The sequence below is a fragment of the Nonlabens sp. Asnod3-A02 genome, assembly GCF_045063755.1.
In the GTDB taxonomy this organism is placed as follows: Bacteria; Bacteroidota; Bacteroidia; order Flavobacteriales; family Flavobacteriaceae; genus Nonlabens; species Nonlabens xylanidelens.
Window position 1 is genome coordinate 591506 of record NZ_JBEFOC010000007.1, and the last position, 23922, is coordinate 615427.

21 protein-coding genes are annotated in these 23922 nt (G+C 34.2%); 15 read left to right on the forward strand and 6 right to left on the reverse strand.

What is annotated here, in order from left to right:
• Window positions 1-117 precede the first annotated feature (117 nt).
• Window positions 118-1422: a hypothetical protein gene (locus tag ACJJVN_RS06045; protein ID WP_405377462.1), complete on the forward strand. Its 1305-nt coding sequence runs from the start codon at window positions 118-120 to the stop codon at window positions 1420-1422.
• Window positions 1423-1426: 4 nt separating this feature from the next.
• On the forward strand, window positions 1427-2710 hold the full coding sequence (locus ACJJVN_RS06050; protein WP_405377463.1) for a hypothetical protein: 1284 nt from the start codon (window positions 1427-1429) through the stop codon (window positions 2708-2710).
• A gap of 27 nt (window positions 2711-2737) precedes the next feature.
• Here the strand turns inward: ACJJVN_RS06050 and ACJJVN_RS06055 are convergent, their stop codons facing one another.
• Window positions 2738-3613, reverse strand: a complete 876-nt coding sequence (locus ACJJVN_RS06055; RefSeq protein WP_405377464.1) for a sterol desaturase family protein — start codon at window positions 3611-3613, stop codon at window positions 2738-2740.
• Window positions 3614-3746: 133 nt separating this feature from the next.
• Here ACJJVN_RS06055 and ACJJVN_RS06060 point away from each other — a divergent pair, with 133 nt between their 5' ends.
• The 5 genes from ACJJVN_RS06060 (at window position 3747) to ACJJVN_RS06080 (ending at window position 8882) form a co-directional block, all read left to right on the forward strand.
• Complete coding sequence (locus ACJJVN_RS06060) at window positions 3747-5411, forward strand: alpha-amylase family glycosyl hydrolase (RefSeq protein ID WP_405377465.1); 1665 nt, start codon at window positions 3747-3749, stop codon at window positions 5409-5411.
• A 188-nt stretch (window positions 5412-5599) separates the two neighbouring features.
• The gene (locus ACJJVN_RS06065) at window positions 5600-6730 is read left to right on the forward strand and encodes a DUF2891 domain-containing protein (RefSeq protein ID WP_405377466.1); all 1131 of its coding nucleotides are present in this window, start codon (window positions 5600-5602) and stop codon (window positions 6728-6730) included.
• An 84-nt stretch (window positions 6731-6814) separates the two neighbouring features.
• On the forward strand, window positions 6815-7813 hold the full coding sequence (locus tag ACJJVN_RS06070) for a YihY/virulence factor BrkB family protein (RefSeq protein ID WP_405377467.1): 999 nt from the start codon (window positions 6815-6817) through the stop codon (window positions 7811-7813).
• Window positions 7814-7943: 130 nt separating this feature from the next.
• The gene (locus ACJJVN_RS06075; RefSeq protein WP_405377468.1) at window positions 7944-8444 is read left to right on the forward strand and encodes a pyridoxamine 5'-phosphate oxidase family protein; all 501 of its coding nucleotides are present in this window, start codon (window positions 7944-7946) and stop codon (window positions 8442-8444) included.
• 3 nt (window positions 8445-8447) lie between these two features.
• A complete protein-coding gene (locus tag ACJJVN_RS06080) occupies window positions 8448-8882 on the forward strand; it encodes a hemerythrin domain-containing protein (protein ID WP_405377469.1) in 435 nt (144 codons plus the stop codon).
• 310 nt (window positions 8883-9192) lie between these two features.
• Here the strand turns inward: ACJJVN_RS06080 and ACJJVN_RS06085 are convergent, their stop codons facing one another.
• Window positions 9193-10599, reverse strand: coding sequence for an exonuclease domain-containing protein (locus ACJJVN_RS06085; RefSeq protein ID WP_405377470.1), 1407 nt, complete (start codon window positions 10597-10599; stop codon window positions 9193-9195).
• 215 nt (window positions 10600-10814) lie between these two features.
• On the opposite strand from ACJJVN_RS06085, the gene ACJJVN_RS06090 reads away from it, so the two are divergent.
• From ACJJVN_RS06090 to ACJJVN_RS06110, 5 genes are all read left to right on the forward strand, one after another.
• The gene (locus tag ACJJVN_RS06090; protein ID WP_405377471.1) at window positions 10815-12563 is read left to right on the forward strand and encodes a histidine kinase; all 1749 of its coding nucleotides are present in this window, start codon (window positions 10815-10817) and stop codon (window positions 12561-12563) included.
• A gap of 1 nt (window position 12564) precedes the next feature.
• Entirely contained in the window at window positions 12565-13323 is a 759-nt protein-coding gene (locus tag ACJJVN_RS06095) for a LytTR family DNA-binding domain-containing protein (RefSeq protein WP_104515255.1), read from the forward strand.
• A gap of 89 nt (window positions 13324-13412) precedes the next feature.
• The gene (locus tag ACJJVN_RS06100) at window positions 13413-14240 is read left to right on the forward strand and encodes a hypothetical protein (protein WP_405377472.1); all 828 of its coding nucleotides are present in this window, start codon (window positions 13413-13415) and stop codon (window positions 14238-14240) included.
• Window positions 14241-14590: 350 nt separating this feature from the next.
• Window positions 14591-14890: a hypothetical protein gene (locus ACJJVN_RS06105; RefSeq protein WP_405377473.1), complete on the forward strand. Its 300-nt coding sequence runs from the start codon at window positions 14591-14593 to the stop codon at window positions 14888-14890.
• Window positions 14891-15823, forward strand: coding sequence for a hypothetical protein (locus tag ACJJVN_RS06110; RefSeq protein WP_405377474.1), 933 nt, complete (start codon window positions 14891-14893; stop codon window positions 15821-15823). It abuts the gene before it with no gap.
• Window positions 15824-15929: 106 nt separating this feature from the next.
• On the opposite strand, the gene ACJJVN_RS06115 is transcribed toward ACJJVN_RS06110, so the two are convergent.
• The 4 genes from ACJJVN_RS06115 to ACJJVN_RS06130 all read right to left on the reverse strand — a co-directional run bounded on the left by ACJJVN_RS06115 (window position 15930) and on the right by ACJJVN_RS06130 (window position 19651).
• On the reverse strand, window positions 15930-16667 hold the full coding sequence (locus ACJJVN_RS06115) for a LytR/AlgR family response regulator transcription factor (protein WP_405377475.1): 738 nt from the start codon (window positions 16665-16667) through the stop codon (window positions 15930-15932).
• 263 nt (window positions 16668-16930) lie between these two features.
• Window positions 16931-18520: a protein adenylyltransferase SelO gene (locus ACJJVN_RS06120; RefSeq protein ID WP_405377476.1), complete on the reverse strand. Its 1590-nt coding sequence runs from the start codon at window positions 18518-18520 to the stop codon at window positions 16931-16933.
• Between the two features lie 34 nt (window positions 18521-18554).
• A complete protein-coding gene (locus ACJJVN_RS06125) occupies window positions 18555-19382 on the reverse strand; it encodes an alpha/beta hydrolase (RefSeq protein ID WP_405369337.1) in 828 nt (275 codons plus the stop codon).
• 107 nt (window positions 19383-19489) lie between these two features.
• Window positions 19490-19651, reverse strand: a complete 162-nt coding sequence (locus ACJJVN_RS06130; RefSeq protein ID WP_170034564.1) for a hypothetical protein — start codon at window positions 19649-19651, stop codon at window positions 19490-19492.
• Between the two features lie 81 nt (window positions 19652-19732).
• Here ACJJVN_RS06130 and ACJJVN_RS06135 point away from each other — a divergent pair, with 81 nt between their 5' ends.
• The 3 genes from ACJJVN_RS06135 to ACJJVN_RS06145 all read left to right on the forward strand — a co-directional run bounded on the left by ACJJVN_RS06135 (window position 19733) and on the right by ACJJVN_RS06145 (window position 23907).
• On the forward strand, window positions 19733-20092 hold the full coding sequence (locus ACJJVN_RS06135) for a hypothetical protein (protein WP_405377477.1): 360 nt from the start codon (window positions 19733-19735) through the stop codon (window positions 20090-20092).
• An 18-nt stretch (window positions 20093-20110) separates the two neighbouring features.
• Window positions 20111-20500 (forward strand): YchJ family protein, encoded by a 390-nt coding sequence (locus tag ACJJVN_RS06140; RefSeq protein WP_405369336.1) that lies wholly within the window; start codon window positions 20111-20113, stop codon window positions 20498-20500.
• 158 nt (window positions 20501-20658) lie between these two features.
• Window positions 20659-23907 carry a S41 family peptidase gene (locus tag ACJJVN_RS06145; protein ID WP_405377478.1) on the forward strand — a complete coding sequence of 1083 codons (3249 nt, stop codon included), beginning with the start codon at window positions 20659-20661 and terminating at the stop codon, window positions 23905-23907.
• The last annotated feature ends 15 nt before the right edge of the window (window positions 23908-23922 follow it).

The window sequence follows — 23922 nt, forward strand, 5'->3', positions numbered from 1 at the left end:
TAATCGATTTTTTTAATTCGTTTAACAAATGTGTCTTTTTTTGTTTTCTATAAAGCTACTCTGCGTTAAAGAGCTGTTAATTTTGTCGCACTCAAAATTTCAACTTAAACCACAGTAATGATTAGATTAGGTATTTCTATTGTCTTATTCTTCACTTGTTTTTATTCCTATTCTCAAGTAGGTATCAATATACAAGTGCCAGCTGCAGATGCTGCGCTGGATGTTTCTGGTACAGACAAGGGTGTTCTCGTACCACGTGTGGATATAGATAATCTATCCACTATTGCACCAGTAACAGGTGGCGCTACAGAGAGTCTTCTAGTTTATAATACTAATATAACTACAGGCAAAGGTTTTTATTTTTGGTCTGGTGTAGAATGGGTTCCAGTGGGTACAGGTTCTTTTTGGGGTAAGAAAGGAAATGCAGGTACTAATCCAGGAACAGCAGTAGGTGAGAATTATCTAGGTACTAAAGATGCTCAAGATTTAATTATAGCTACTAACAGCGTCGAGAAAATGAGAGTGACTGATTCTGGTCAGATACTGGCTTCTAGTAATGGAACTGCGTCACAGCCTACTTATTCCTTTCATTCAGATAACGACACAGGTATTTATTCTAGTGCAGTAAATAAATTGAATATATCTGCTGCAGGAAATGACATGATAGAGTTAGATGGAACAGTAAATCAAGAAATTGTTCTTAACAAAAATCAAGCAAATATCGATACGCGTGTGGCATCACAAGGACAGACTCACATGCTTTATGTAGATGCCGTAACCGATAGAATAGGAATAGCCCAAGATAATCCACAAGCAACCTTACATATAGGCGGTAGCAGTAGTACAGTAAGAATAGATGCTTTTAACGCTGTTAATAATGTAAATAATAAAGGAACAGTATCAAAACCTGTATTTGTAGATTCTAACGGTGAGTTGAGTATAGAAGGGTCTAATGTTATAACGCAAATGGTAGAAGATAATACCACTTTCTTATCAACACCAGTAGTAATTGACAATAATTCTACAGGTAGAACTCAGGTAGAACTTTACAGTACATCTGTCACTTTAACGCGCGATGCACTTGTAGAAGTGGTTTACCAGGCTGGTGTAACTATAACAGATATGTCTGACGACCTTATATATGATGGTAGACCGAGATTATACCGTATTTATGTTTTAATAGATGGTGTTAAAGTCGCATATAAAGGTGATGCTTATACTAGTAGGAGTAACATGGGCACGGCTATAGTTAATGGTCCGTTTTTTCTTAATGGTAATGGATATGTAAAATTACCAGGTTCCATTACTGGTACCACTCACGATATAAAAGTATATGGAGAGGTTTATGGTAACACCGCTTCCACCAGATGTACTTATGGTGGTAACGGAGATGATTTATTTCAAGTTCTAGTTAGATATTAAGAATATGAGCTTTAAAAATATAATCGTTACAGCGTTATTATTCAGTAATATCATAACGGTAACAGCACAAGTAGGAATAGGTACTATCGATCCACAACCAGAAACTCTTCTTGATATATCTTCAGGAAACAAAGGTTTTTTAATACCTCGTATTTCAGTTGATGATTTTGAAACGTATAACTTACCAGTAGGATCGCAAACAGAATCAGTATTGCTCTATAATACTAACGAGACTTCTGGAAAAGGTTTTACTTCATGGACAGGTTCTAGATGGAATCATATAAATAACGATTTCTTCTGGTCTACTTATGGAGATAAAGATGTGCCAGTTTCAAATTTCTTAGGAACTACAGATTCTAGATCATTTATTCTTGCAACAGCAGGTATGCCAAGACTTGAATTTACCACAGATAGTAGATTTTTATCTTATGATTTAGGTATTGTAAACAGGCCTAGTTGGGCATTAAGAAATACACTAATAGGAGCGTACACTACTGGTGATAATCTAGTACTTAGTGCAAACAACATAGATTTTTTATCCAGTTCAAATGCTACAGGGATTACTTTTAATCCTAATCAAAGTGATGTTAATTTAAAAATCAATAGTACATCAAATAATATCTTAGAAATAGATAGTTCTATAGATAGAATAGGAATTGCGAGTACCGCTCCACTAGAGGCATCGTTACATATTCAGGGAACAACTAGTAATGTAAGAATAGAAAGTCTGGACAGCTCTCATCCTTATAATAATGGTTTAGATAAATCAGTTCTTTATGTAGATAGTAATGGAGAGTTTAAATTAGAACCTACTCCTAATATTACTCAATTGCCACAATTTGAATTTGAGTCTACTTATTTATCAACTGCTATAAGATTTAGTAATGTCACCTTAGGAGAAGAATCCAGAGTGATTTATACCACAACCCAACAATTATTTGAGGACGGTTTACTAGAGGTCGTGTATCAAAATTCCATCTCTGTAAATAGAAGTAATGGTGCTGGTATTACAGATGGTTTACCTAGAAAGTATGGTGTAAGAATAAAAGTAAATGGTCGTGTAGTAGGACAGACCGCAAAGATGTATACCAGCGATGCTATTTTGGGTAATATAGCATCTGGGTTTATGTATCTTAATGGTAAAGGCTACGTTCCATTAACAGGTAACGCATCTGGCACAATGTATACGATAGAGGTAGAAGCCTTTGTAGACGGCGGTGGTAATGATACTCAAATTAACTATGGCTCTTCTTCAAATGACTTTTTTGAGGTTATAGTTCATTATTAGTCCGCTTTCGCGAAAGCGGAACCTACATCAATGGTCCTTCTTAAAAGGCTCTATTAATTGCTCATGAAAAGCATCGGGAAAATCCTCATCTCCAGGAAAACCTAATTCTAATTCTCCATCGTGATAAGGAATGTGTGCCGTCCCAAAAATATAATCCCATACACTCAAGGATAGCCCATAATTAACTCCATAAGTGACACCTTCAGGAAGTTCTTTAGCATGATGCCATAGGTGCATTTTTGGATTATTCAATACATATTTTAAAGGTCCGTAATCCCAATTCAGATTAGCATGATTCAAGTGACCTATAAAAACTGCAATCATGTGGATAATAATAAATTGATCAATACCAAATCCTATCATCGCTAGCGGCAAGTACTGTAAGGATTTATATAAAATAGTTTCCATAAAATGAAACCTAAATTGAGCAGCAAATCCCATTTCTTTTATACTGTGATGTACTTTGTGAAATTCCCACAAAAAAGGAACGCGATGTAATAGTCGGTGAATATTCCACTGGGCGAAATCGGCGATAATAAACATGATTAAAAGCTGCGCCCATATAGGTAGAGTATTTACCTCTATCGCAACTAGGTTAGTAATACCTATTTGTGCCAGGCCATCTTTAAAAAGCTCTACAAAAACATCTGATACAGCGTTGTAACCTATTAAAGAGAATAAAAAGAAATTAAAGAATAGGTAAAATAAATCCAGCCAAAAATCTCTACGCAATATCTTTTGATTTTTGCGCCATGGCAACCATATTTCTAATGCAAAAACAAGTAATGAAATAACGAGTAACCAGTAAAAATAATTGGTCCAAGAAGGGTTCATAATTTCACCCCATAGGTAAGATGCATATCCTTTAAAGGAGTCTGTAAAGATGTCTATATATTTATTCATGATATTCTAGGCTGTTTTATCAAGTGTAAAATTAGTATATAAAAAGGATTACGATAACGTTGTATTATATTAGAAATCTATAATGGTATAATATCACCATCTTCTTTTATTTTTACGATATAAATATGGATCCATGAAAAAGCTTTTATACCTATTCACTTTAAGTCTCTTAGTTATCTCCTGTAAAGAGATTGCAGACAAAGAAATAGCCTTGGTAAAAGAACCAGCATACTTTGACTGGAGCGCTGCAAATGTTTATTTCCTATTAACTGATAGATTCAATAACGGCGATACATCTAACGATAGTATTGTAGAGAGAAATGAAAAAACAGCAAAGTTGAGAGGTTTTAATGGAGGTGATTTTGCAGGTATTATTGAAAAAATAGACGATGGATATTTTACAGATTTGGGAATTAATGCCATCTGGTTAACACCTATATGGGAGCAAATTCATGGCGGTGTAGATGAAGGTACGGGGTATTCTTATGCTTTTCATGGCTATTGGGCAAAGGACTGGACTGCCGTAGAACCTTCTTACGGTACACTAGAAGAGTTTAAAACACTAGTTAAAAAAGCACATGATAACGACATAAGAATTTTACTAGACGTAGTAATTAATCACACAGGGCCGGTAACAAAAAAAGACCCATTATGGCCAGAAGAATGGGTGCGCACAGGACCTAGCTGCACCTATAAAGATCAAGAAACAGCAGTTACCTGCACACTCACTAATAATCTCCCGGATATAAGAACAGATAGTAAAGAAGAGGTAGAATTACCGGCTATTCTTAAAGAAAAATGGAAAAAAGAAGGTAGGTATGATCAAGAAATAAAAGAACTAGATCAATTTTTTACCACAACAGGTCTTAAGAAAACACCAGCTAATTATTTGATTAAATGGGTGACAGACTATGCCAGAGAAACTGGTGTAGATGGTTTTAGAATAGATACCGTAAAGCATGTAGAAGAGTCCGTTTGGGCTACTTTTAATGAACAGGCGAGACTTGCTTATAACGACTGGAAGAAAAATCATCCTGAAGAAATTATTCATAACGACGATTTTTTTATACTAGGCGAGCTCTATGGTTATGAGACTAGTGGTGGTAGAATTTATCCATTTTCTGATGTAGAGGTAGATTATTTTGATGCTGGTTATGATGCACTTATCAATTTTGGATTTAAAAACCATGCCATCGCAAATTATAAAGAACTCTTCAAAAGGTATGATGGTTTTAGAAGAAAACTTTTAAAAGAAAACCCAGATAGTGAGGCTTATTTTATGAATTACATAAGTTCTCATGATGACGGGCAGCCCTTTGATGTGTCGCGCGTAAAAGCAATAGAGGCTGCAACAAAATTGTTGCTTACACCAGGAATGACCCAAATATATTATGGAGACGAGATCGCTAGACCTTTAATTATAGAAGGCACACAAGGAGACGCTACCCTAAGATCTCAAATGGAATGGAAACACAATAATCCAGAAGTTCTCAAACACTGGCAGCTATTAGGAAAGTACCGCAAGAATCATGTGGCAGTAGGTGCTGGAGAACATTTCTCTCTAGAACACGATGGAAATGGCACACTTGCAGCTAGATTCTATGATAAAAATAACCATCAAGATATCGTGTTGATAGGCGCTGGATTAGATAACGGTAAATTAGAAATAGATGTAAAAAAAGTATTTCCTAAAGCAACTAGATTGCGCAACGCCTACACCACAAAAAAACTGCCTGTAGTTAATGGAAAAGTAACCGTAATGGTAGAAAATGGAGTGGTTCTTCTAGAGCAATGGTAAAATATGATACTGTAAGCGCTACTATGTCTTATGATATGTTCCTATAATTTCACATCTGTAAGAAAATAGGAATTTGTTAAGTGATAAGTGATTCAAAAAAGTTGGTTTAAGTTCCGCTTTCGCGAAAGCGATATAGAACAACATACATAAAGAATGTTTTATCTTTAAAAACTGAATAGAAAATAAAGATGAAATATTTAATATATGCTCTAGTAGCAATTACGGTGATAAGTTGTAAAAATTCTGAAACGTCTACAACTCCTGAAAAAACTGCTAAAACAGAGAACGTAGTAATAGTAGATAAGATTCCTACACCACAATTAACCTTAGAACAGGCTAATAATCTGGCGCAATTACCACTGCACTGTATAGAAACCGAGTACCCTAATAAAATGGGACATGTAACTGCTGGTCCAGAAGATCAAAAAAGGCCGGCTGTACAACATCCTGTTTTTTACGGTTGTTTTGACTGGCATAGTGCGGTACATGGGTACTGGAGTGCTGTGACTTTATTAAAAAACTTTCCAGAATTAGAAGCTAAAGAAGAATTACTGCAAAAAATAAATCATAATCTTACTGCCCAAAATATTGAGGTAGAGATTGCTTATTTTAATACCGCAAACAATACTAGTTTTGAGCGTACTTATGGATGGGCATGGCTGCTCAAATTACAACAAGAACTCGATACATGGGATAGTGTAGAAGGCAAAAAGTTATCGGCGATTTTAAAACCATTAACAGATGTGATAGTGAGCAGGTACATGGAATACTTGCCTAAATTGAATTATGCCATACGTGTAGGTGAGCATTCTAATACCGCTTTTGGGATGGCATTTGCCCATGACTATGCCGTACATTCTCAAAACGATGCCTTTAAAAAAAGTATAGAAACTAGGGCAAGAGATTTTTATTTAAATGATAGTGACTGTCCTATCTCTTGGGAGCCTAGTGGTTATGATTTTTTATCTCCGTGTCTAGAAGAGGTGGATATTATGAGAAGAATATTACCAGAAACGGCTTTTCATAATTGGATAAAAGAATTCTTACCTGGAATAGAAAGTGGAGTTTTAGACATAGAAATAGGTCAAGTATCTGACCGTACAGACGGGAAATTAGTACACATTGATGGATTAAACCTGAGCCGTGCTTGGGTACTTTATGGACTAGCAGCTCAATACCCACAATACGATAATCTCATAGAAACGGCAGATGCTCACATAACTAACACGCTACCTAATCTAGTAGCTGATGATTATGCTGGTGGACACTGGTTAGGTAGTTTTGCTATTTATGCATTACAGAATGCAAAAAAGAAATAGAGATACTACATGATCTTTGATAAGATCGTTAAACTATAATTAATCCTTGTGGTAAATTAAGAAATAGTTGGTTAATTCGTTATTATGAACACACAACCAGCTACCGAAACTTTTAAATGGAAACATTTACCATCTTTATTGTGGAGTAGTGCAAAGAAATGGAATGACGAAGACGTGTGGCAATTAAGCGCCAGCGTTGCCTATTATACCATTCTTGCACTGCCTGGTCTTATAGTCATACTCATTAATCTAGTAGGCTCAGTATGGGATACAGAGATAGCAACAGGTAGATTAACATCTGGTCTTACCTCACTGATAGGTTATGACGCTGCAGAGGATATTAACGGTATGTTGAAAGCAGCTAGTGCCGATCAAGACAGCTGGATTGCCAAAATTATAGGTATAGCCACTTTAATATTTGCTGCAACTGGAGTCTTTTATCAATTACAACTGGCTCTTAATAAAATATGGAAACTCAAGATCAATCCTAAAACGCCCTGGTGGAAGCTAATAACCGATCGTGTAAAGAGTTTTGGATTCATTTTAGTTCTAGGTTTTTTGATCCTAATCAGTTTTATTCTATCTGCCGTTATAGGAATTTTACAAGACTGGATACAAGATCACATTGCGTCGTACTTAGGTAAGCTGGCCTTAATAGTTAATTATCTGGTCTCTCTAGGAATCATTTCAGTACTTTTTGGTCTTATGTTTAGATATTTACCAGACGCTAGATTAAAATGGAAAATGGTATGGCCAGGTGCTTTATTAACCGGCATTTTGTTTGAAACAGGTAAATTTTTATTAGAAATTTATTTTACACAATCCTCGCCAGCTAGTGCTTATGGTGCTGCAGGTCTTATAGTATTGTTACTGCTATGGGTTTCTTACTCTTGTCTAATTCTGTTTTATGGAGCAGAGTTTATTCTAGTCTATGTAAACCGTTATGGCGATGGGATTCTCCCTAATTCTAAAGCATTGAAGTATAAAGAAGAATTAGTTATTACCGATAAAGGTGAAGAGGTGAGCGATGACGATATTATAGAAATTCTAGAAGCAGATGATAATAATATAGTAGGTGGTTAGACCGCTTTCGCGAAAGCGGAATACTCATAAATACTTCATGTTTATGAGCCAGTTAGAATCTAAAAGTATCGTTAATTCAGCTTTTATTAGGAAAAGGATTACAAAAGTAGTTCTATATTTAAAATAAAAAATGAGCACAGAAAACCTTACCCAAAGACAAGCGAGAGAGAAATATTTAGAATTAGCTAGAGATATAAAAACAGCTATGATGCTTACTGATTTAGGATCAAAGCCAGTGCCAGCGATTCCTATGGGAACTAAAGATATACTTGATAGTGGTGATATTATCTTTTTCAGTAAAGCAAGCAGTGAACACAATGCTAATATTATTGCATCTGATAAGACTCAATTAATCTTTGGCGATCCTAATACAAAAGAATTTTTAAGTGTTTATGGATCAACGATGATTTCTAAGAATAGAGAGCTGATTGATAAATACTACGATAACCTAGATAATAACTGGTTTGAAAGTAAAAACGATCCAGAATTAACGGTTCTTATTTTCACACCAGAAAAAGGTCATTACTGGGACAGTAAGACTAATGCACTAGTAACACTTGCAAAACTAGCTTATACTAAGATAACAGGTGATGAAACAGAAATAGGAGAATCTGGAAATTTAAAACTGTAGGGTATGAATATTTTTGAAGCATTAAGAAAAGACCACGAGATACAACGCGACCTTATTGATCAACTAGTAAAAACTAGTGGAGATAGCGATAAGAGAAAAGAACTTTTTGATCAACTAAAAAAAGAACTAGCCCTGCATGAAGATGCTGAAGAAAGACACTTCTACGTACCATTATTAGAAGTAGATATGACTCAAGAAAAAGCGAGACATAGCATCGCAGAGCATCATGAAATGGATGAGCTAGTAAAAAAAATAGAAGAAACAGATAGAAGTAGTAGCGCATGGCTGGTCTACATGAAAGAACTAGCGCACCAAGTAGAGCATCACCTAGATGAAGAGGAACAAGAAGTCTTTCAACTAGCTGGTAAAGCTCTAAATGAGACTGAAAAAAAGAGTCTTGCTACAGACTATCAAGAATATATGAAAGAGAACAGATAGATATGTTCTAGAAAGTAAAAAATCCGATCGTTAGATCGGATTTTTTACTTATAAATAACTTTGAAAACGTGCGTTAGAACTTTGCTTAGGAGACTCTTCATGAGCATCATCCTGTTCTTCGATTGTCTTTCGTTTATAGTCGCTGTATCCGTTTTTTGATGTAATTAAATCCATTCCCTTTTTTTTTGCTAAATATAATACGATGCGCGCATAGTATTTTTTAAATAATTCTTAAAATTTAACTAGATTTATGTTTATTCTATAGTTTAACGGTGTATTAACCATGACATAACGCAATGGAAATAGAAAATTACAGACTGCCCATTTCTGCCGTTTCATAAACGACATTTTGCTCGCCATATTTTTTGAGATAGGAACGTATAATCTGGTTGGTATGATAGTTTGCTGCTTTGCGATCTATAAAATCTTCACAGTCTTCTATAGAAGAAATAGAGGTATATTGATCTACAAAACCATACCCTTGATACTCTCCATCTTTAACCATTACAAAGCAAGATTCTTCAGTAGTTCTTCCTTTTTGCTTAATGATATAATTAGGATTCTGGTTGTGTAGGGCAGTAATAGCTTGGTTTGCTCTTATGTTATACAGAGATACTAATTCTTCTTTTTTACAAACTCCTTTACATTTTTGTAATTTATAGTGTTGAGTACAATCTTCAGGTGTTTTAAAACTACAATATCTAGGGCATAAGTTAAAATCGGCACACAGTTGTTCTAATTGTTCTACGGCATGAGCACGATCATAATGTGTAACGACAGAGTAGTCATAAGATTTAACCAGTCCTACAGCAAATTGTACAACACCTAGCTGATTTTTATAATGTAAAATTTGATAAGCCTTGCGTGGTTTCTTTTGTGCACTATTAAATTTAGGATAGTATTCTTTGATTAAATCTGCTTCTTGTAATAAAGCAACCAGCTCATTACCAGTGGGTATGTGTTCTATATAATGAATCTCCTGACACATTAAATAAGACTTACTCGTTTTAGAATAAAAATGAGAAAGTACACGCTTGCGCAAGTTGATGGCTTTACCCACATAAATTACCTTGCGCGCTTGATTTTTAAAAAGATACACACCAGGCACTTCTGGTAAATCATGAAATTGAGCACGATCTAGGTGCGGTGGGAATGTACCTTCTTTATTACTGCCTTTTAAAAAATTAGTAAAAGCAGTACCATCTAGATCTATCTCTAGTAGTTTTTTAAATAGAATTACCGTTGCGTCAGTATCACCTTCTGCACGGTGTCTGTTATTTAAGGAAATGCCCAAAGAGTTGCACAATTTACCTAGACTATAAGAATTCATTCCAGGAATTAACTCTCTCGATAGACGTACGGTACAAAGTTTTTTACGTTTAAAATCATGCCCCAGCCTCTTAAACTCGTTGCGTATAATATTGTAATCAAAGTTAACATTATGTGCTACAAAAATACTGTCGCGTGTCATGCGTTCTATCTCTTCGGCAACCTCAGTAAATAGAGGCGCAGCTGCAACCATCTCGTTATCAATGCCAGTAAGGCCAGTTATAAAATCTGGAATTAACGTTTCTGGATCTACCAGAGTCGTGTATTTCTCGAGTACTTGATCACCTAGCAGTCGTACAATACAGATTTCTGTAATGCGATTACCACTCATTTTGTTACCAGTAGTTTCAATATCTACTATACTATAAACTTGTTCTTTAAAATTCACTCGGGCTTATAAATTGGAAATGTTCCAAATTTATGGAATAATTCCATATAAATAGATCTATAAAATGGTTTTAACATAGATTGTTTTTATCTCGCTTTCGCGAAAGCGAGGTGAAAACAAATACTCTTTAGACTTTGTTATCAAAAACTATAATTAAACTATGGGCATCAATTTTGTTGTTCTTAAATTTACTACAACAAATCAACCATTGTCATTTGAGATTTTTTTCTATATTTTTTTTAATTATTTGTTTATCTAGTTGTGATAAAAAAAAATCAACCTCTTCAAATCAAAATCTTGATGCTTTGGATAATGATAGTATTTCTATTTCTGAGAAGTATTATAAGGAAGGACTTGAATATTATGATAATGGAGATTTGGAGAAGGCTAAGGAGTCTTATAAACTTGCTATTGATAGTTGTGTTTCAAAGAACTTTAATGTTCATTATAAATACTTTAGTGATCTATTTGGTATCTATTTATCTAAAAATGAATATGGTGATGCGATTGCATCGATCAAGGATTTTGAACAACTAGATGTTCAACCTAAAATTGATAAAATGAAGTTAGCTTATGCTGCATATATAGCTGCGTACTCTGGATCTTCAAGTTTTACTGAGGCTTTAGATTATACCGCAAAACTTTATCAAATAAGTGAAGAAACAAATGATTCTTCTTATAAAATACACGCAATTTTTAATGAAAGTTCTATTTATCATAAACTGGGTGATAATAAGAAAGCTTTTAATGTTTTAAATGATTTAAGGAATTCAAATAGTAACTTTAGCTCAAGTGAATTATCATTTATTACAGGAGATTTAGGAATGTATAAATTTTACGAAGGCGATTTTAAAGGTGCTATTGATAACTATAGCACGAGCTTGTTTTTTTATAAAAAGAGTAAAATACAATCAAGAACAGATAATATAGCAGTCCAGTATGCAAATATTGCTGAGGCCTATATTGAACTTAATAATTTAGAAAAGGCTGCAGTTTATTTAGATTCTTTTAGACAGTTAGATCAGGGAAAAGTAGATAATAAAAGAAGGCGCAATGTATTTAAATATGAATTAAGACTTTTAAAAGCTTCAAAATCAGATAATAAAAGAATAGAAAGCTTGGTTGATAAGATTACATTAGATCAAGAGAAATTTTATTCAGAACGATATAATAAGGACTTAGAATATCTTTCTGAAGAAAAAGAAAAGTCGGAAACGCTTTTGATTGAAAATCAACAAGCAGAATTAGATCGTCTAGCACTAAGGAATAATTTTATTTTGATAATCTCGATTTTGATTATAGGACTACTTGTAGCGCTTTTCTTTGTTTTTAAGCAGCGTCGAGATAATGAAATCAAAGCTTTACGTGATCAACAGCGTTTATTACGTGCGCAAATGAATCCGCATTTTATATTTAATGTATTGAGTAATATTCAAAACTTATTGCGCAATGACTCTAAAGCAGCATCTAGATTTATTACTAAATTTTCTAGGTTATTGAGGAAGGTTTTAGAAAACTCCATGCAAAACTATGTAGCTGTTGTAGAAGAGGTAGAGGTGCTTACCAATTATTTAGAATTACAAAAATTACGTTTTCCAAAATTGTTTATTTATGATTTTAAGTTAGATGAAAGATTAAATGATGAGATGATTAGTATACCACCTATGCTGATACAACCTTTTGTCGAAAATGCTATTGAACATGGTTTTAAAGGCATTAATTACACAGGAGAAATAAAAATAGAACTTATTTTCACAACGGAAAACAAGAGATTTTTATCTTGCTTTATATCTGACAATGGTAAAGGACATACTCACGTAAATAATGAAGATAAAAAGTCGGCATCGGTTCAATTGATTTCCGATTTCATTAAAAAGTCGACTGGTTCATCTATCGAAACGAATTACTTAGATTTGGATCAAAAAACTGGAACATTGATCACTTTTCAAATACCAATACAGTAAAATGACATTACAATTAGTTACTATAGACGACGAGCAGTACATTAAAGATTTTCTGATTGAAGAAATAGAATCTAATTTTAGTGATCGTATTAAAATTGCTGGTCAAGCAAGTTCTATAAAAGAAGGTTTAAAATTAATAAGTGAAGTGCAGCCGGATATCGTTCTGTTAGATATAGAATTAGAAGATGGCTCTAGTTTTGAGATTTTGGAACAACTAGAAATAGTTGATTTTCAATTGATTTTCATTACTGGTTTTGATGATAAAGCGATAAAAGCGATTAAATTAGGCGCTTTAGATTATTTATTAAAACCCATTGACGAAGAAGAACTGGAACAAGCTATTGAAAAAGCAATTGCTAACATAGAAGAAAAGAAAAGCAATACCAATCAAATAGGTACAGAAGTAGCTGCGCAGTTTTATACTTCTGAAAAGAAAGAACATATTGTATTAAAAACTTCAGATACAGTTCACTTAGTCAAATTAGATAGATTAATGTATTGCAAGTCAGAGGGTAATTACACCACCTTTTATCTAGATGGTCAGTCATCTATTCTTATTTCTAGGCCTTTAAAATATGCAGTAGAATTATTACCAGAACTAAATTTTGTTCGTTGCCAACAATCTTATATTATCAATACAAAATACGTTACTAAATTTTTAAAATCAGGAACTATCATACTACAGGACAAAATTGAAATCCCTGTATCGGGAAGAAATAAAGAAAGTATTTTGAAATTAGTTATGTCAAAAATGAAATGATGTGTTACAAATTAGAATAGAATACAGTAAAATATGAAATAGAATAAACTAACTGTAGGAAGAACTATATTTTTGTAAAAAGTAATACTATGAAAAAAGAATTTTATCCATTCATTTTAATATTATTTATGATCTCTTGTGAAACTGAAGAGTTAAATAATGATAATCAAGTAGTTGGTAAGGAAGTATTAATACTTAAAAGAGGAGGTAATAATACAGCGGTTTTAAGTTTATCAGATCATAAAGATTTGTTGGCTCGTAATTCTTTTATTGTCGGAGAGATGATGCGCTTGGATGCAAATCATAGGCAACATGTTATCAACTCACTAGACCCAGTTACTCAGGTCGTTTCTATGCAAACTTTACTTAATACTAGCAGTGGCTCTTCATTTTATGATCATTATCTTTTTATTGCTAGATATGCCAGCATGAATTTTGATGGGTGTACTTCATTAAATAGAGACATTAATCCAGAAGGAGGTAATCCATGGCCACCACTGAACCCAAGAACTCCTTTTGACCCAAGACCTTCGAGCACAAACCCAACTTTTACCGTTCTTGAAACTTTAGCTTTTATAAATGAAATTTTAAATAATAATATAGAGATTGTTGTTTATAACCCCCTTTCGACAGGAAATATATATACAGTCGGGCACCCTTTAAATGTGCAAAATACAAATTTAGGATGTATGATTATAGATTCACCTTCTTTAAAATATGTCGGTAACGGTATAGATCTTAATGTATGTGGAAAATATTCTGAACCTGCTAGTGTTAATGCATCTAATAGAGCAGCAAATCAAGTAGTGGTGTTATCGAGACCTAATTTATCTAAAGGTAATCGATATCCTTACATAAATTTTAATATAACAAGTTACTTAGATAATTCTCCACCAGATGAGATTCCTGGTTTTTAATAATTTCTTATTGATAATTAATCTTTGATTAGAATACACTTTAATCAATTTCTAGAAAAAACTCAAGTGTTTTAAATACTTGAGTTTTTTTAGGGTTACGTCGACTTACAAGTGGTAAATAGCCTAAAATCATTAGCAATGTTTTCTCTGAACCCATTAAAAAGATTAACCTCTTTCATATTTATAAAACAAATATGAAAGAGATCAATTTAAATATGAACAGGACTGGTGCGTACCTATATTTTGTCCTTTTTTAGTAAATATACTTATTATTCTTGCATTGCAATTATGAATTTAATTGTCGTGATGGCTGAAAAACGGAAGAGTAGGTTTCAATAAAACTAATTATTATGAAAAGAATGAATTTTTTAAGCATCATTTTAATAGCACAGATTTTTTTTGTGGCCTGTTCAAGTGATGATAATTTACTAGAAGTGAAGGAGACTGTTGTTTTAAATGAGATTACTACAAAACAACGCCACAGAGAAATCAGATTAACACACCAATCCGTACGTGATTTAAAGATTTTTAGTAAAATTACAGAAGTTGATCCGATAGATGAAATTGGTACTAATCAAAATAATTGGAGAACGGCAATAAATTCAGCTCTTGAAATGTGGAGTAGTGCAACACCGGTAAGTTGCGTATAAATGAGTTTAACTACCAATGAAAAAGATGCAGATATTTTTTTATTACCATTTAATGAAGCCGATGCAATGCAAAGAGATCTTTGTGGATGGACTGAAGTACCTCCTAACGAAATTACTCCTCAAAGGAATGTTTTCATAAATTTAAGTGTAAATCCCACTTATAATAATAAAGTAAATGTATTGGTACACGAGTTAGGACATGCAATTGGTCTTGGACATAGTGATGGATCACCAAGAGTTACAGACATACAAATACAAGACACTCCTCTTTTAGATAGAAGTTCTGTAATGGTTAACGATGTTTGTAATCGTAGTCAGGTAGGTTTCAGTTATTATGACAAAATAGCAATAAATAAATTATGGGGTTTTTGCGGTCAAATTAGAATAACTGGTAGTGATGAAGTTTGTGCTTTTGGAGAATTATTCACATATTCAATTAACAGAGATGTAGCGAACTGGAGTGTTTCTAATAACTTTATCATTGTAAGAGAGTCTAATAATACCTTAACTGTACGCACAGCTTACAACGCTGCTGGTAATCCTCCAACAGCTACACTTACAGCTACTTTGCTTGATGGAACGTTGTTCTCAAGAACTGTTAATCTAAGCGTAGGTCCAGTAGCAGACCCAAATACCTTTTTTATGGCAGGAAGAGATCAATTATCATGGTATCAAACAGGTAATTATTCTTTTAGTCCAACTAGAATAACATCTTATTCAAACGTATCTTGGGATGTTTATAGTGATGTAAATGTAAGTGCTAATGTTCATTTTAATATTCAAGAGCAAGGAAATCTTTCTGCCATTGAAGTACTACCTACAGCTCCTCCAGGAAGATATACGATAAAAGTAGATATATCTGATGATTGTGGCACTTATCTTCTTGAAAAGGAAATTAATGTAAAAAAAGCAAGACCACAATTTTTTAATTAAGCATTATTATCATAAATAATTTATCAATTCTTAAACGGCTTTTCATAAGAGATAAGCCGTTTTTTTATTTCAATTTCTCATTTCTACCTTTCGCGAAAGCGGAATTTTAATTAAACAATTCTAAAAACGCCTGCTTATACGTCTTAGTAATAGGCACGCGGTAGTCATCTCCTAGGACAACATAACCTTCATTTTCAAAGGCACGCACGGCTTTTATGTTCACAATATGGGATTTATGACATTTAAAAAAGTAGTCGTCTAAATAACTGCTGAATTTTCCTAAGCTGTAGGAGCTGGTCAGTACCTTGCCGTCTACGAGGTGTATTTTTGTATAACCCTCATAACCTTCTAGGTGCATGACTTCTTCTTGTGGTATGAAAGAAATACCTTTTTGTGTAGGTACTTTAAGTTTGTGATCGCGATCTATAATTTTGTTGAGTAATTGTACCAGGTTTGCATTTTGGTCTGCATTTAGTTTTTCTATATTAAAAATAGCTTTGTTAATTGCTTCTTTGAGCTCCTGATTATCTACAGGTTTGAGAACATAATCTACAGCATTTTGTTTCAATGCCTCTAGTGCATATTCATTATAAGCGGTAGAGAATATAACTTGAGATGTAAGGGTAGGGAGCTGTTGTAGTAGTTCAAAGCCAGTCATTCCAGGCATTTGAATATCCAGAAATAAAAGATCTGGAGTGTTTTTTATGATAGATTTTACGGTAAGTTTAGGGTCTTGAAAGGTATCTATAACAGTTACCTGACTACTCATTTTTAGTATCTTATTATGTAAATTTTGCAATGCTGAGAACTCATCATCAACGATAATAGCGCTATATGTTATCATTGTTTAATTTTTTAAGATGAAATAGAACCTGGTGACCTTTATCTTCTTTGTGTGGAAATGAATCTTCACGTTTTACGGTTATTTCCCAGTCTCCTGTCTCGCGTAAATATTTTAATCGATCATCTAATACAGATGTAGATTTATACCTGCCATCTTCTTGAGTAGCTTTGTATCCTTTACCATTATCTACTATGCATATTTCTATCTCGTTAGATGAAAGAATATGAGAAAATGTCTATAACCATAATCTAAGTCTAATTCTTTTAACTACTACAGCTCAGTTTACTGCAACCTACCTTAGAACGTGCCCATTCTGGACGCAAGGCATACCATTTATTGTATTCTGGCTGTTCTTCATATGGATTTTGCAACATGGCATACACCTCGTTAAGCAGTTGGTAATCTCCTTTTTCAGCATCTTCTATAACTAATTGAGAGATGTAGTTTCTTAATACGTACTTGGGATTGATAGCATTCATTTTTTCTGTTCTCGCTATTGCGAAAGCTGATTTATCACCATCACTTTGCTCCATATCAAACTGCAGTCTAGCCACATAGTCTGTTAACCATGCCAGCCAAGTGTCTTTATGTAAGTCAGATAGATCTTCTCGATTATAAAAAGCAGCAGAAATTATTGCAAAGGCATTTTCGATAGTAGTTTCTGTGTTAATTTTACTTAGCTCTCTATAAAAAATAGTCATGTCAGTTTCATGTAAATGAAGGTTTTCTTCTAGAGACTGTATCAAATCGCGATCTTGATTATTTGCATGATAAACACCTATTTTATCCATCATTAATTCCAGATATTGCACTTGATAATTAGTTTTATAACTGTCTAGAATATCTTGTAAAGGTGCAGCGTCTTCAATTAATGGAAACAGAGAATTTGCTAGTTGTAAAAGATTCCACAACCCCATTTCTGGTTGTGCGCCATACCTGTATCTTTTAAACTGATTATCTGTAGTATTAGGTGTCCAGCCATGATCATAAGGTTCTAACCATCCATAAGGTCCATAATCTATAGTAAGTCCTAGAATGGACATGTTATCGGTATTCATAACACCATGTACAAAGCCCACACGTTGCCAGTGCATGATCATTTCTAGAGTACGGTCTGTAACTTCTTTAAAGAATTGTAAGTAAGCATCTCTACCAGTAGAGGTAATATCAGTAAAAAATGTAGCGATGGTATAATCGGTTAGTTTTTTAAGTAAATCGTTATCGCTTTGAGCTGCGGCTAGCTCAAAATTACCGAACCGTATGAAACTGGGTGCCACACGACATACTATAGCGCCTTTTTCATAAGCAGCATTACCATCGTAAAGCATATCGCGCAATACTTCTTCTCCACTTAAAGAAAGTGATAATGATCGAGTAGTAGGTATGCCTAAATGATACATAGCCTCACTACAAAGGTGTTCTCTTATGCTAGATCTAAGAACAGCAAGTCCATCACCACGACGAGAATAAGGTGTAGGTCCAGCACCTTTTAATTGAAAAGCCCATCGATTATTATTGTGCACTATTTCAAAGAGATTAATAGCACGACCATCACCTAACTGTCCGGCCCAGTTGCCAAATTGATGCCCAGCATATGCCATTGCATATGGCCTTGTATTAGGATATGTATATTGTCCAGTAAATAGTTTAAGAAATTCTGGCGACTGTATTTGTTCTTCTGTAAAGCCTAATTCTGTTGCTAGTTTTGATACATGAATAAAACTACTTTCAGAGAATTTTAAAGGAGTCGCTAGTGAATAAGCTGCATTGTTTACCTGACGAGTATAGTTGTCTTCTATAGGATCTTTAGGCAGTGAGTTGTAAAAACTATTTGAAATCTCTAGATTAATCATATGTAATAGTACCACCTACTGGATGGATTTAGTTTTATTGCTTCATGAAATCTACTATCTCGTCTATCATGTCATTCCATGGGAAAAACATTTGTATCACCATAGCAGAGTGTTTTTTATCCAGATAATTAATATGTGCTTTGGGCTGGTAATCTTGTAGTTTCTCAAGAAACAACTCGTTACCTTCTAATATAGATGGATAAGTTTTTGTACCGTTATATATTTTAATTTCTGGTGTAGTCTCATCTATATAATAATATGGAGAGGCTTCTTTCCATGTTTCAGGATTGAGAGTCCATGTACTTATGTAATCGTCTTTTTCTGTAGGTTTATTTTCTAAAAAATAAGTATACATATCTAGACCAGCAGCATCATTAAATATAATACCTTTTATATCGCTAGAGTCTGTCTGGTATTTTTTATTCATAACAGCTAGTGCCGCAAGATGAGCACCAGCACTGTGACCAGTTATGTAAATCTGGTTAGGATCTCCAGAATAGTTTTTAATGTTTTCTAGAGTCCATTTAATAGCCTGCGCTATTTGAAGAGTCATGTCGTCATAACTAGCGACAGGACTTTTAGTATAATCAGGTATTACTACCGTAACATCGTTGTTAGCAAAGTTGCGACCTATACGATTATAAATTTCCTTTTTACCACTGTTCCAGTTACCACCGTAAACAAAAATTAATACAGGTTGTAAAGAGTCTGTAGGTTTTCTCTTAGAAAAAACATTTAAAGTAGGTGCAGGCGTTTCTTTTATTTGCGGCGCTTTATAATCTAAGTTCTTAAACTTTTTTACAGAGCAACTGCTTAGCAATAGGCTGGTAGATAAAAACAAAAAGAAATTTTTTAATGACATTTAAATAGAGGATTAAAACTACTCAAAATTAGAACAGTTTTAGCTCACAAATTGATAAAATGAAGTTATTAAAAGACATGAAACAGTTCATTTATCTTAAATAAATACTATTTTTCTTCTTGACTGGCTTTTTGAGCGGCTTTTGTAATAGCCTTAAGTCTAGCCTTACGGTCTTCTTTTTCTTTGCGTTTTTTGTTCTTTACACGTTCTACTAGAACACTATGCTTTCCTTTATTCTTTGTGTTTTTTTCTCTTCCTTTCTTAGCCATGGTCATTTAATATAGTTGCAAAGGTAGTTGTTATAGATGTCAAAGCGATAGAACTTACATTTGCATTAAAAACGGAATAGCATGACTGTAGGAGATCTAGCAGGAAATTATATCATAAAAGGTCATAATCAAGACGCTTTTAAAAGCAGTTATGAAGGAGAACTTACCTTGTCTATCGATTCTAATAACAGAATCATCGCGCAATGGCGCATAAGCGGTGACCAATTTCAAGAAGGAACCGGTTTTTTTAAAGATCAAATACTCGTGATTAATTTTAATTATAAAGGAGAAGACGCTATTGTTTTTAAAGGTGTAGTGGTTTACAAATGTCTGTCTACAGATTTGTTAGACGGTTTCTGGTCAGAGAAGCATGGAGATCCTGAGTTTCTAGGAATGGAACAGGCCTATAGAATAAGTGAGAATAAAGAGTTACTTAATTAAAAGTAAAAAGCGAATAATATGAAGTGTCCTTGTAACCCAGAAAAACTTTATAAAGACTGTTGTAAAAAAGTACATCAGGATATTTTTAACGCAACAACAGCTCGAGAGTTGATGAGGTCTAGGTATAGCGCCTTTGTTCTAGGAGATATAGATTATTTAAGCAAGAGCCATCACAGTAGCACCAGACCATCAAAGAGAGAGGATAAAGAAACAGCTCGATGGACCAAAACCGTAGAATGGGTGAAACTAGACGTCATTAATCATACTGCGGGAACGGTGAGTGATTCTACGGGAACTGTTTATTTTAAAGCCTTTTTCATAGAAAATGGAAGCGTGCAGATTATAGAAGAAAATTCTCGTTTTTGTAAAGAAAAAGATCACTGGGTTTATCTAGATGCACAAGGCTAGAATAGTAGAATTATCATTGATTTTAATTCCGCTTTCGCGAAAGCGGAACACGTATCCCACTTTTAAAAGTTTATTCAATTGTAAAGTGTAACTTTTTAATCTAGATAGAGTCTATTAGAGTAACTAATGACATCATTCCAAACCAATAATTTAAATTTATGAAATCCATTTTTTCATGGGTATTGCTACTTACCATGGCAGCAGTACACGCACAACAAGATGCAGGATGGCTGCGACACAACACCATATCACCAGATGGTTCTCAAATCGTTTTTACTTATAAAGGAGATTTATACAAGGTGGCCTCTCAAGGTGGAGATGCGCAGCAGTTAACCTTTCATGAAGCGCATGACTACCAGGCGGTGTGGAGTAAAGACGGTTCTCAATTAGCATTTGCTTCTAACCGTTATGGTAATTTTGATGTGTATGTAATGAGTTCAAATGGAGGTGCAGCGACCAGACTTACTTATCATTCTACAGACGAGCAGCCGTTTACTTTTTCTCATGATGATAAAGAGGTTTTATTCGGTGCCGTGCGCATGGATGCCGTAAATCACAGACAGTATCCTACAGGATCTCAACCAGAAGTTTATAAAGTGCCGGTGACTGGTGGTAGAGTAGATCAAGTATTTACTATTCCGGCAGAATTTTTAAATATGAGTAAAGACGGTAAAACGATTTTATATCATGATAAAAAAGGTGGTGAGAATATATGGAGAAAACACCAAGAGTCTAGTATTGCTAGAGATATATGGAGTTATGATGTTGTGACCAACACGCATAAAATGCTGACTGGCTATAAAGGAGAAGATAGAATGCCGGTTTTTAATGATAAAGAAGATGCTTTTTATTATTTGAGTGAGAGCAGCGGTAATTTTAACATCTTTAAAGTATATCTGGCAGATAATTCTAAAAGGGAACAGCTGACATCATTTGATCTACATCCTGTGCGTTTTCTCTCTTATGGTAATGGAATATTAAGTTTTAGTCAAGATGGTAAACTTTATACCATGAAAGAAGGAGAAGCACCTAAAAAACTTCAAGTAAATATTACTACACAAGCCATAAGTAATAGCGATAAGTTTATTTCTATTAATGGTGGAGTGAGTGAAATGGAAGTGTCTCCAGATGGTAAAGAAATTGCTTTTATAGCTCGAGGAGAGGTTTTTGTAACCTCAGTAGACGAGTCTTTTACTAAGAGAATTACCAACACGCCCGAGGCAGAAAGTTTTGTAACCTGGGGACCAGAAGGGAAGTCAATAGTTTACAGTAGTGAGCGCAATGGTAAATGGAGTATCTATAAAACAGAAAAAACGCGTAAAGAAGAACCATTTTTCTTTGCGTCTACTTTAATAAAGGAAACCGCTGTACTAGAAAACGGTAAAGATAATTATCTAGCAAAATACTCGCCAGATGGTAAGAAACTTGCTTTTATAGAAGACCGACGTACTCTTAAAATAAAAGATGTAAAAAGTGGTGATGAGGTTACTTTAATGACGCCTAAAGATTTGTTTCACATGAGAGATGGAGATAAAAACTTTACATGGAGTCCAGATAGTAAATGGTTGCTTATGGACTGGGGACTATCACTCAATAATAGTGAGATTCTTTTACTCGCAGCAGATGGATCTAAAAGAGTCAATCTTAATGAGAGTGGTTATTATGACTCGAGCCCGCAGTGGGTAAATGGTGGTAAGCAAATGATATGGTTTTCTAATCGTGATGGTTTAAAGTCTTATGCTACTAGCGGTTCTTCTCAAAGTGATGTGTACAGTATGTTCTTTACACAAGATGCGTGGGACGAGTTTAACCTAAGTAAAGAGGAATATGCACTTCATAAAGAAATCAAGAAACTATCTGACGACTCAAAGAAAGAAGATGACGATAAGAAAAAAGATAAGAAGAAGAAAAAAGGAGATAAAGGAAAGAAAAAGGATACAATAAAAAATCTAGAATTTGATTGGGAAGAGATGAAGGATAGAACAAAACGTTTTACCATTCACTCCTCTAGTCTTAGAGATGCCATACTATCTAAAGATGGTAGCAAGTTGTATTACCTCACTAGATTTGAAGGTAAATTAAATCTATGGATGACAGACCTGAGAACTAAGGAAACTAAGATGGCGATAAAACTTAACGCTTCTTCTGGTAGTTTACAATGGGATAAAGAACAGAAAAACCTATTTCTTTTAAGTAGTGGTAGTATTTCTAAAATAGATTTAGGAAAGAGTAAAAAAACAGGAGTGAAAATATCTGGAGAGATGGAGTATGATACCGTTGCAGAGCGTCAGGCCATGTTTGATCATGTATGGATACGTACTAATGCTATTTTTTACCATCCAGATTTTCACGGTATCGACTGGAATTTAATGAAAAAAGAATATGGTAAACATTTACCATATGTAGGGAATAGTCATGAGTTTACAGAGTTACTGTCAGAAATGTTAGGAGAGCTTAATGTATCTCATGCCGGTGCTGGTGGTGCGAGTATTACCATGAAGAATAAAGACGCTACCGCATCCTTAGGAATATTTATGGATTATAATCATAAATCTGATGGAATAAAGATAACAGAGGTGATTAAAGGTGGTCCACTAGATAAATCTGGCTTTGATATAAAAGCAGGGATGATCATTGAAAAGATAGATGGCGAGACCGTAAGTGCTACTAAGGATGTCGCACAATACTTAAATCGTAAATCAGGAAAATTTACTTTATTAGAAATTAATGATCCTGAGAGTAAAAAGAATAAGACTATTACCGTAAAACCTATAAGTCTAGGTGCTCAAAATAGACTTCTTTATAAAAGATGGGTAAAGCAAAATGAAGAAGAAGTTACTGAAAAAAGTAATGGGCAACTGGGCTATGTACATATACCAGGTATGGGAGATGGGCCTTATCGTGATATTTATGAAAAAATGATGGGTAAATACTTTGACCGTAAAGCGATGATTATTGATACTCGTTTTAATGGTGGTGGAGACCTCGTTGCAGACCTCGCTATGTTCTTTACCGGCACGCCATTTATTACCTATGAGACTGAGGATAAGATTGTAGGAGGAGAACCTACCTCAAGATGGGTGAAGCCTACACTAGCTATGATTAATGAGGCCCAATATAGTGACGGTCATTGTTTTGCTTGCGGTTATACAGATCTTAAAATAGGTAAAACAGTAGGTATGCCTACACCTGGGACTTGTAGTTTTGCAGGTTGGGAAGGTCTACCAGACGGTTCTTACTGGGGTGTAGTCCCTATAAGTGCCAAAGATAGGAATGGAAACTGGATGGAAAACAATCAGACAGAGCCTTTAATCACGGTTAAAAATATGCCTGGTAAGATCGATAACGGTATCGATCAACAATTAGATCGAGCCATTATAGAACTACTTAAAGATGTAAAAGAATAAAATAGATTCACATAT

Excerpts from the sequence above, each read along its gene's own strand:
- ACJJVN_RS06045 (WP_405377462.1), top strand. The coding sequence starts at position 118 with ATGATTAGATTAGGTATTTCTATTGTCTTATTCTTCACTTGTTTTTAT.
- ACJJVN_RS06050 (WP_405377463.1), top strand. The coding sequence starts at position 1,427 with ATGAGCTTTAAAAATATAATCGTTACAGCGTTATTATTCAGTAATATC.
- ACJJVN_RS06055 (WP_405377464.1), bottom strand. The coding sequence starts at position 3,613 with ATGAATAAATATATAGACATCTTTACAGACTCCTTTAAAGGATATGCA.
- ACJJVN_RS06060 (WP_405377465.1), top strand. The coding sequence starts at position 3,747 with ATGAAAAAGCTTTTATACCTATTCACTTTAAGTCTCTTAGTTATCTCC.
- ACJJVN_RS06065 (WP_405377466.1), top strand. The coding sequence starts at position 5,600 with ATGAAATATTTAATATATGCTCTAGTAGCAATTACGGTGATAAGTTGT.
- ACJJVN_RS06070 (WP_405377467.1), top strand. The coding sequence starts at position 6,815 with ATGAACACACAACCAGCTACCGAAACTTTTAAATGGAAACATTTACCA.
- ACJJVN_RS06075 (WP_405377468.1), top strand. The coding sequence starts at position 7,944 with ATGAGCACAGAAAACCTTACCCAAAGACAAGCGAGAGAGAAATATTTA.
- ACJJVN_RS06080 (WP_405377469.1), top strand. The coding sequence starts at position 8,448 with ATGAATATTTTTGAAGCATTAAGAAAAGACCACGAGATACAACGCGAC.
- ACJJVN_RS06095 (WP_104515255.1), top strand. The coding sequence starts at position 12,565 with ATGACATTACAATTAGTTACTATAGACGACGAGCAGTACATTAAAGAT.
- ACJJVN_RS06100 (WP_405377472.1), top strand. The coding sequence starts at position 13,413 with ATGAAAAAAGAATTTTATCCATTCATTTTAATATTATTTATGATCTCT.
- ACJJVN_RS06105 (WP_405377473.1), top strand. The coding sequence starts at position 14,591 with ATGAAAAGAATGAATTTTTTAAGCATCATTTTAATAGCACAGATTTTT.
- ACJJVN_RS06110 (WP_405377474.1), top strand. The coding sequence starts at position 14,891 with ATGAGTTTAACTACCAATGAAAAAGATGCAGATATTTTTTTATTACCA.
- ACJJVN_RS06115 (WP_405377475.1), bottom strand. The coding sequence starts at position 16,667 with ATGATAACATATAGCGCTATTATCGTTGATGATGAGTTCTCAGCATTG.
- ACJJVN_RS06120 (WP_405377476.1), bottom strand. The coding sequence starts at position 18,520 with ATGATTAATCTAGAGATTTCAAATAGTTTTTACAACTCACTGCCTAAA.
- ACJJVN_RS06125 (WP_405369337.1), bottom strand. The coding sequence starts at position 19,382 with ATGTCATTAAAAAATTTCTTTTTGTTTTTATCTACCAGCCTATTGCTA.
- ACJJVN_RS06130 (WP_170034564.1), bottom strand. The coding sequence starts at position 19,651 with ATGGCTAAGAAAGGAAGAGAAAAAAACACAAAGAATAAAGGAAAGCAT.
- ACJJVN_RS06135 (WP_405377477.1), top strand. The coding sequence starts at position 19,733 with ATGACTGTAGGAGATCTAGCAGGAAATTATATCATAAAAGGTCATAAT.
- ACJJVN_RS06140 (WP_405369336.1), top strand. The coding sequence starts at position 20,111 with ATGAAGTGTCCTTGTAACCCAGAAAAACTTTATAAAGACTGTTGTAAA.
- ACJJVN_RS06145 (WP_405377478.1), top strand. The coding sequence starts at position 20,659 with ATGAAATCCATTTTTTCATGGGTATTGCTACTTACCATGGCAGCAGTA.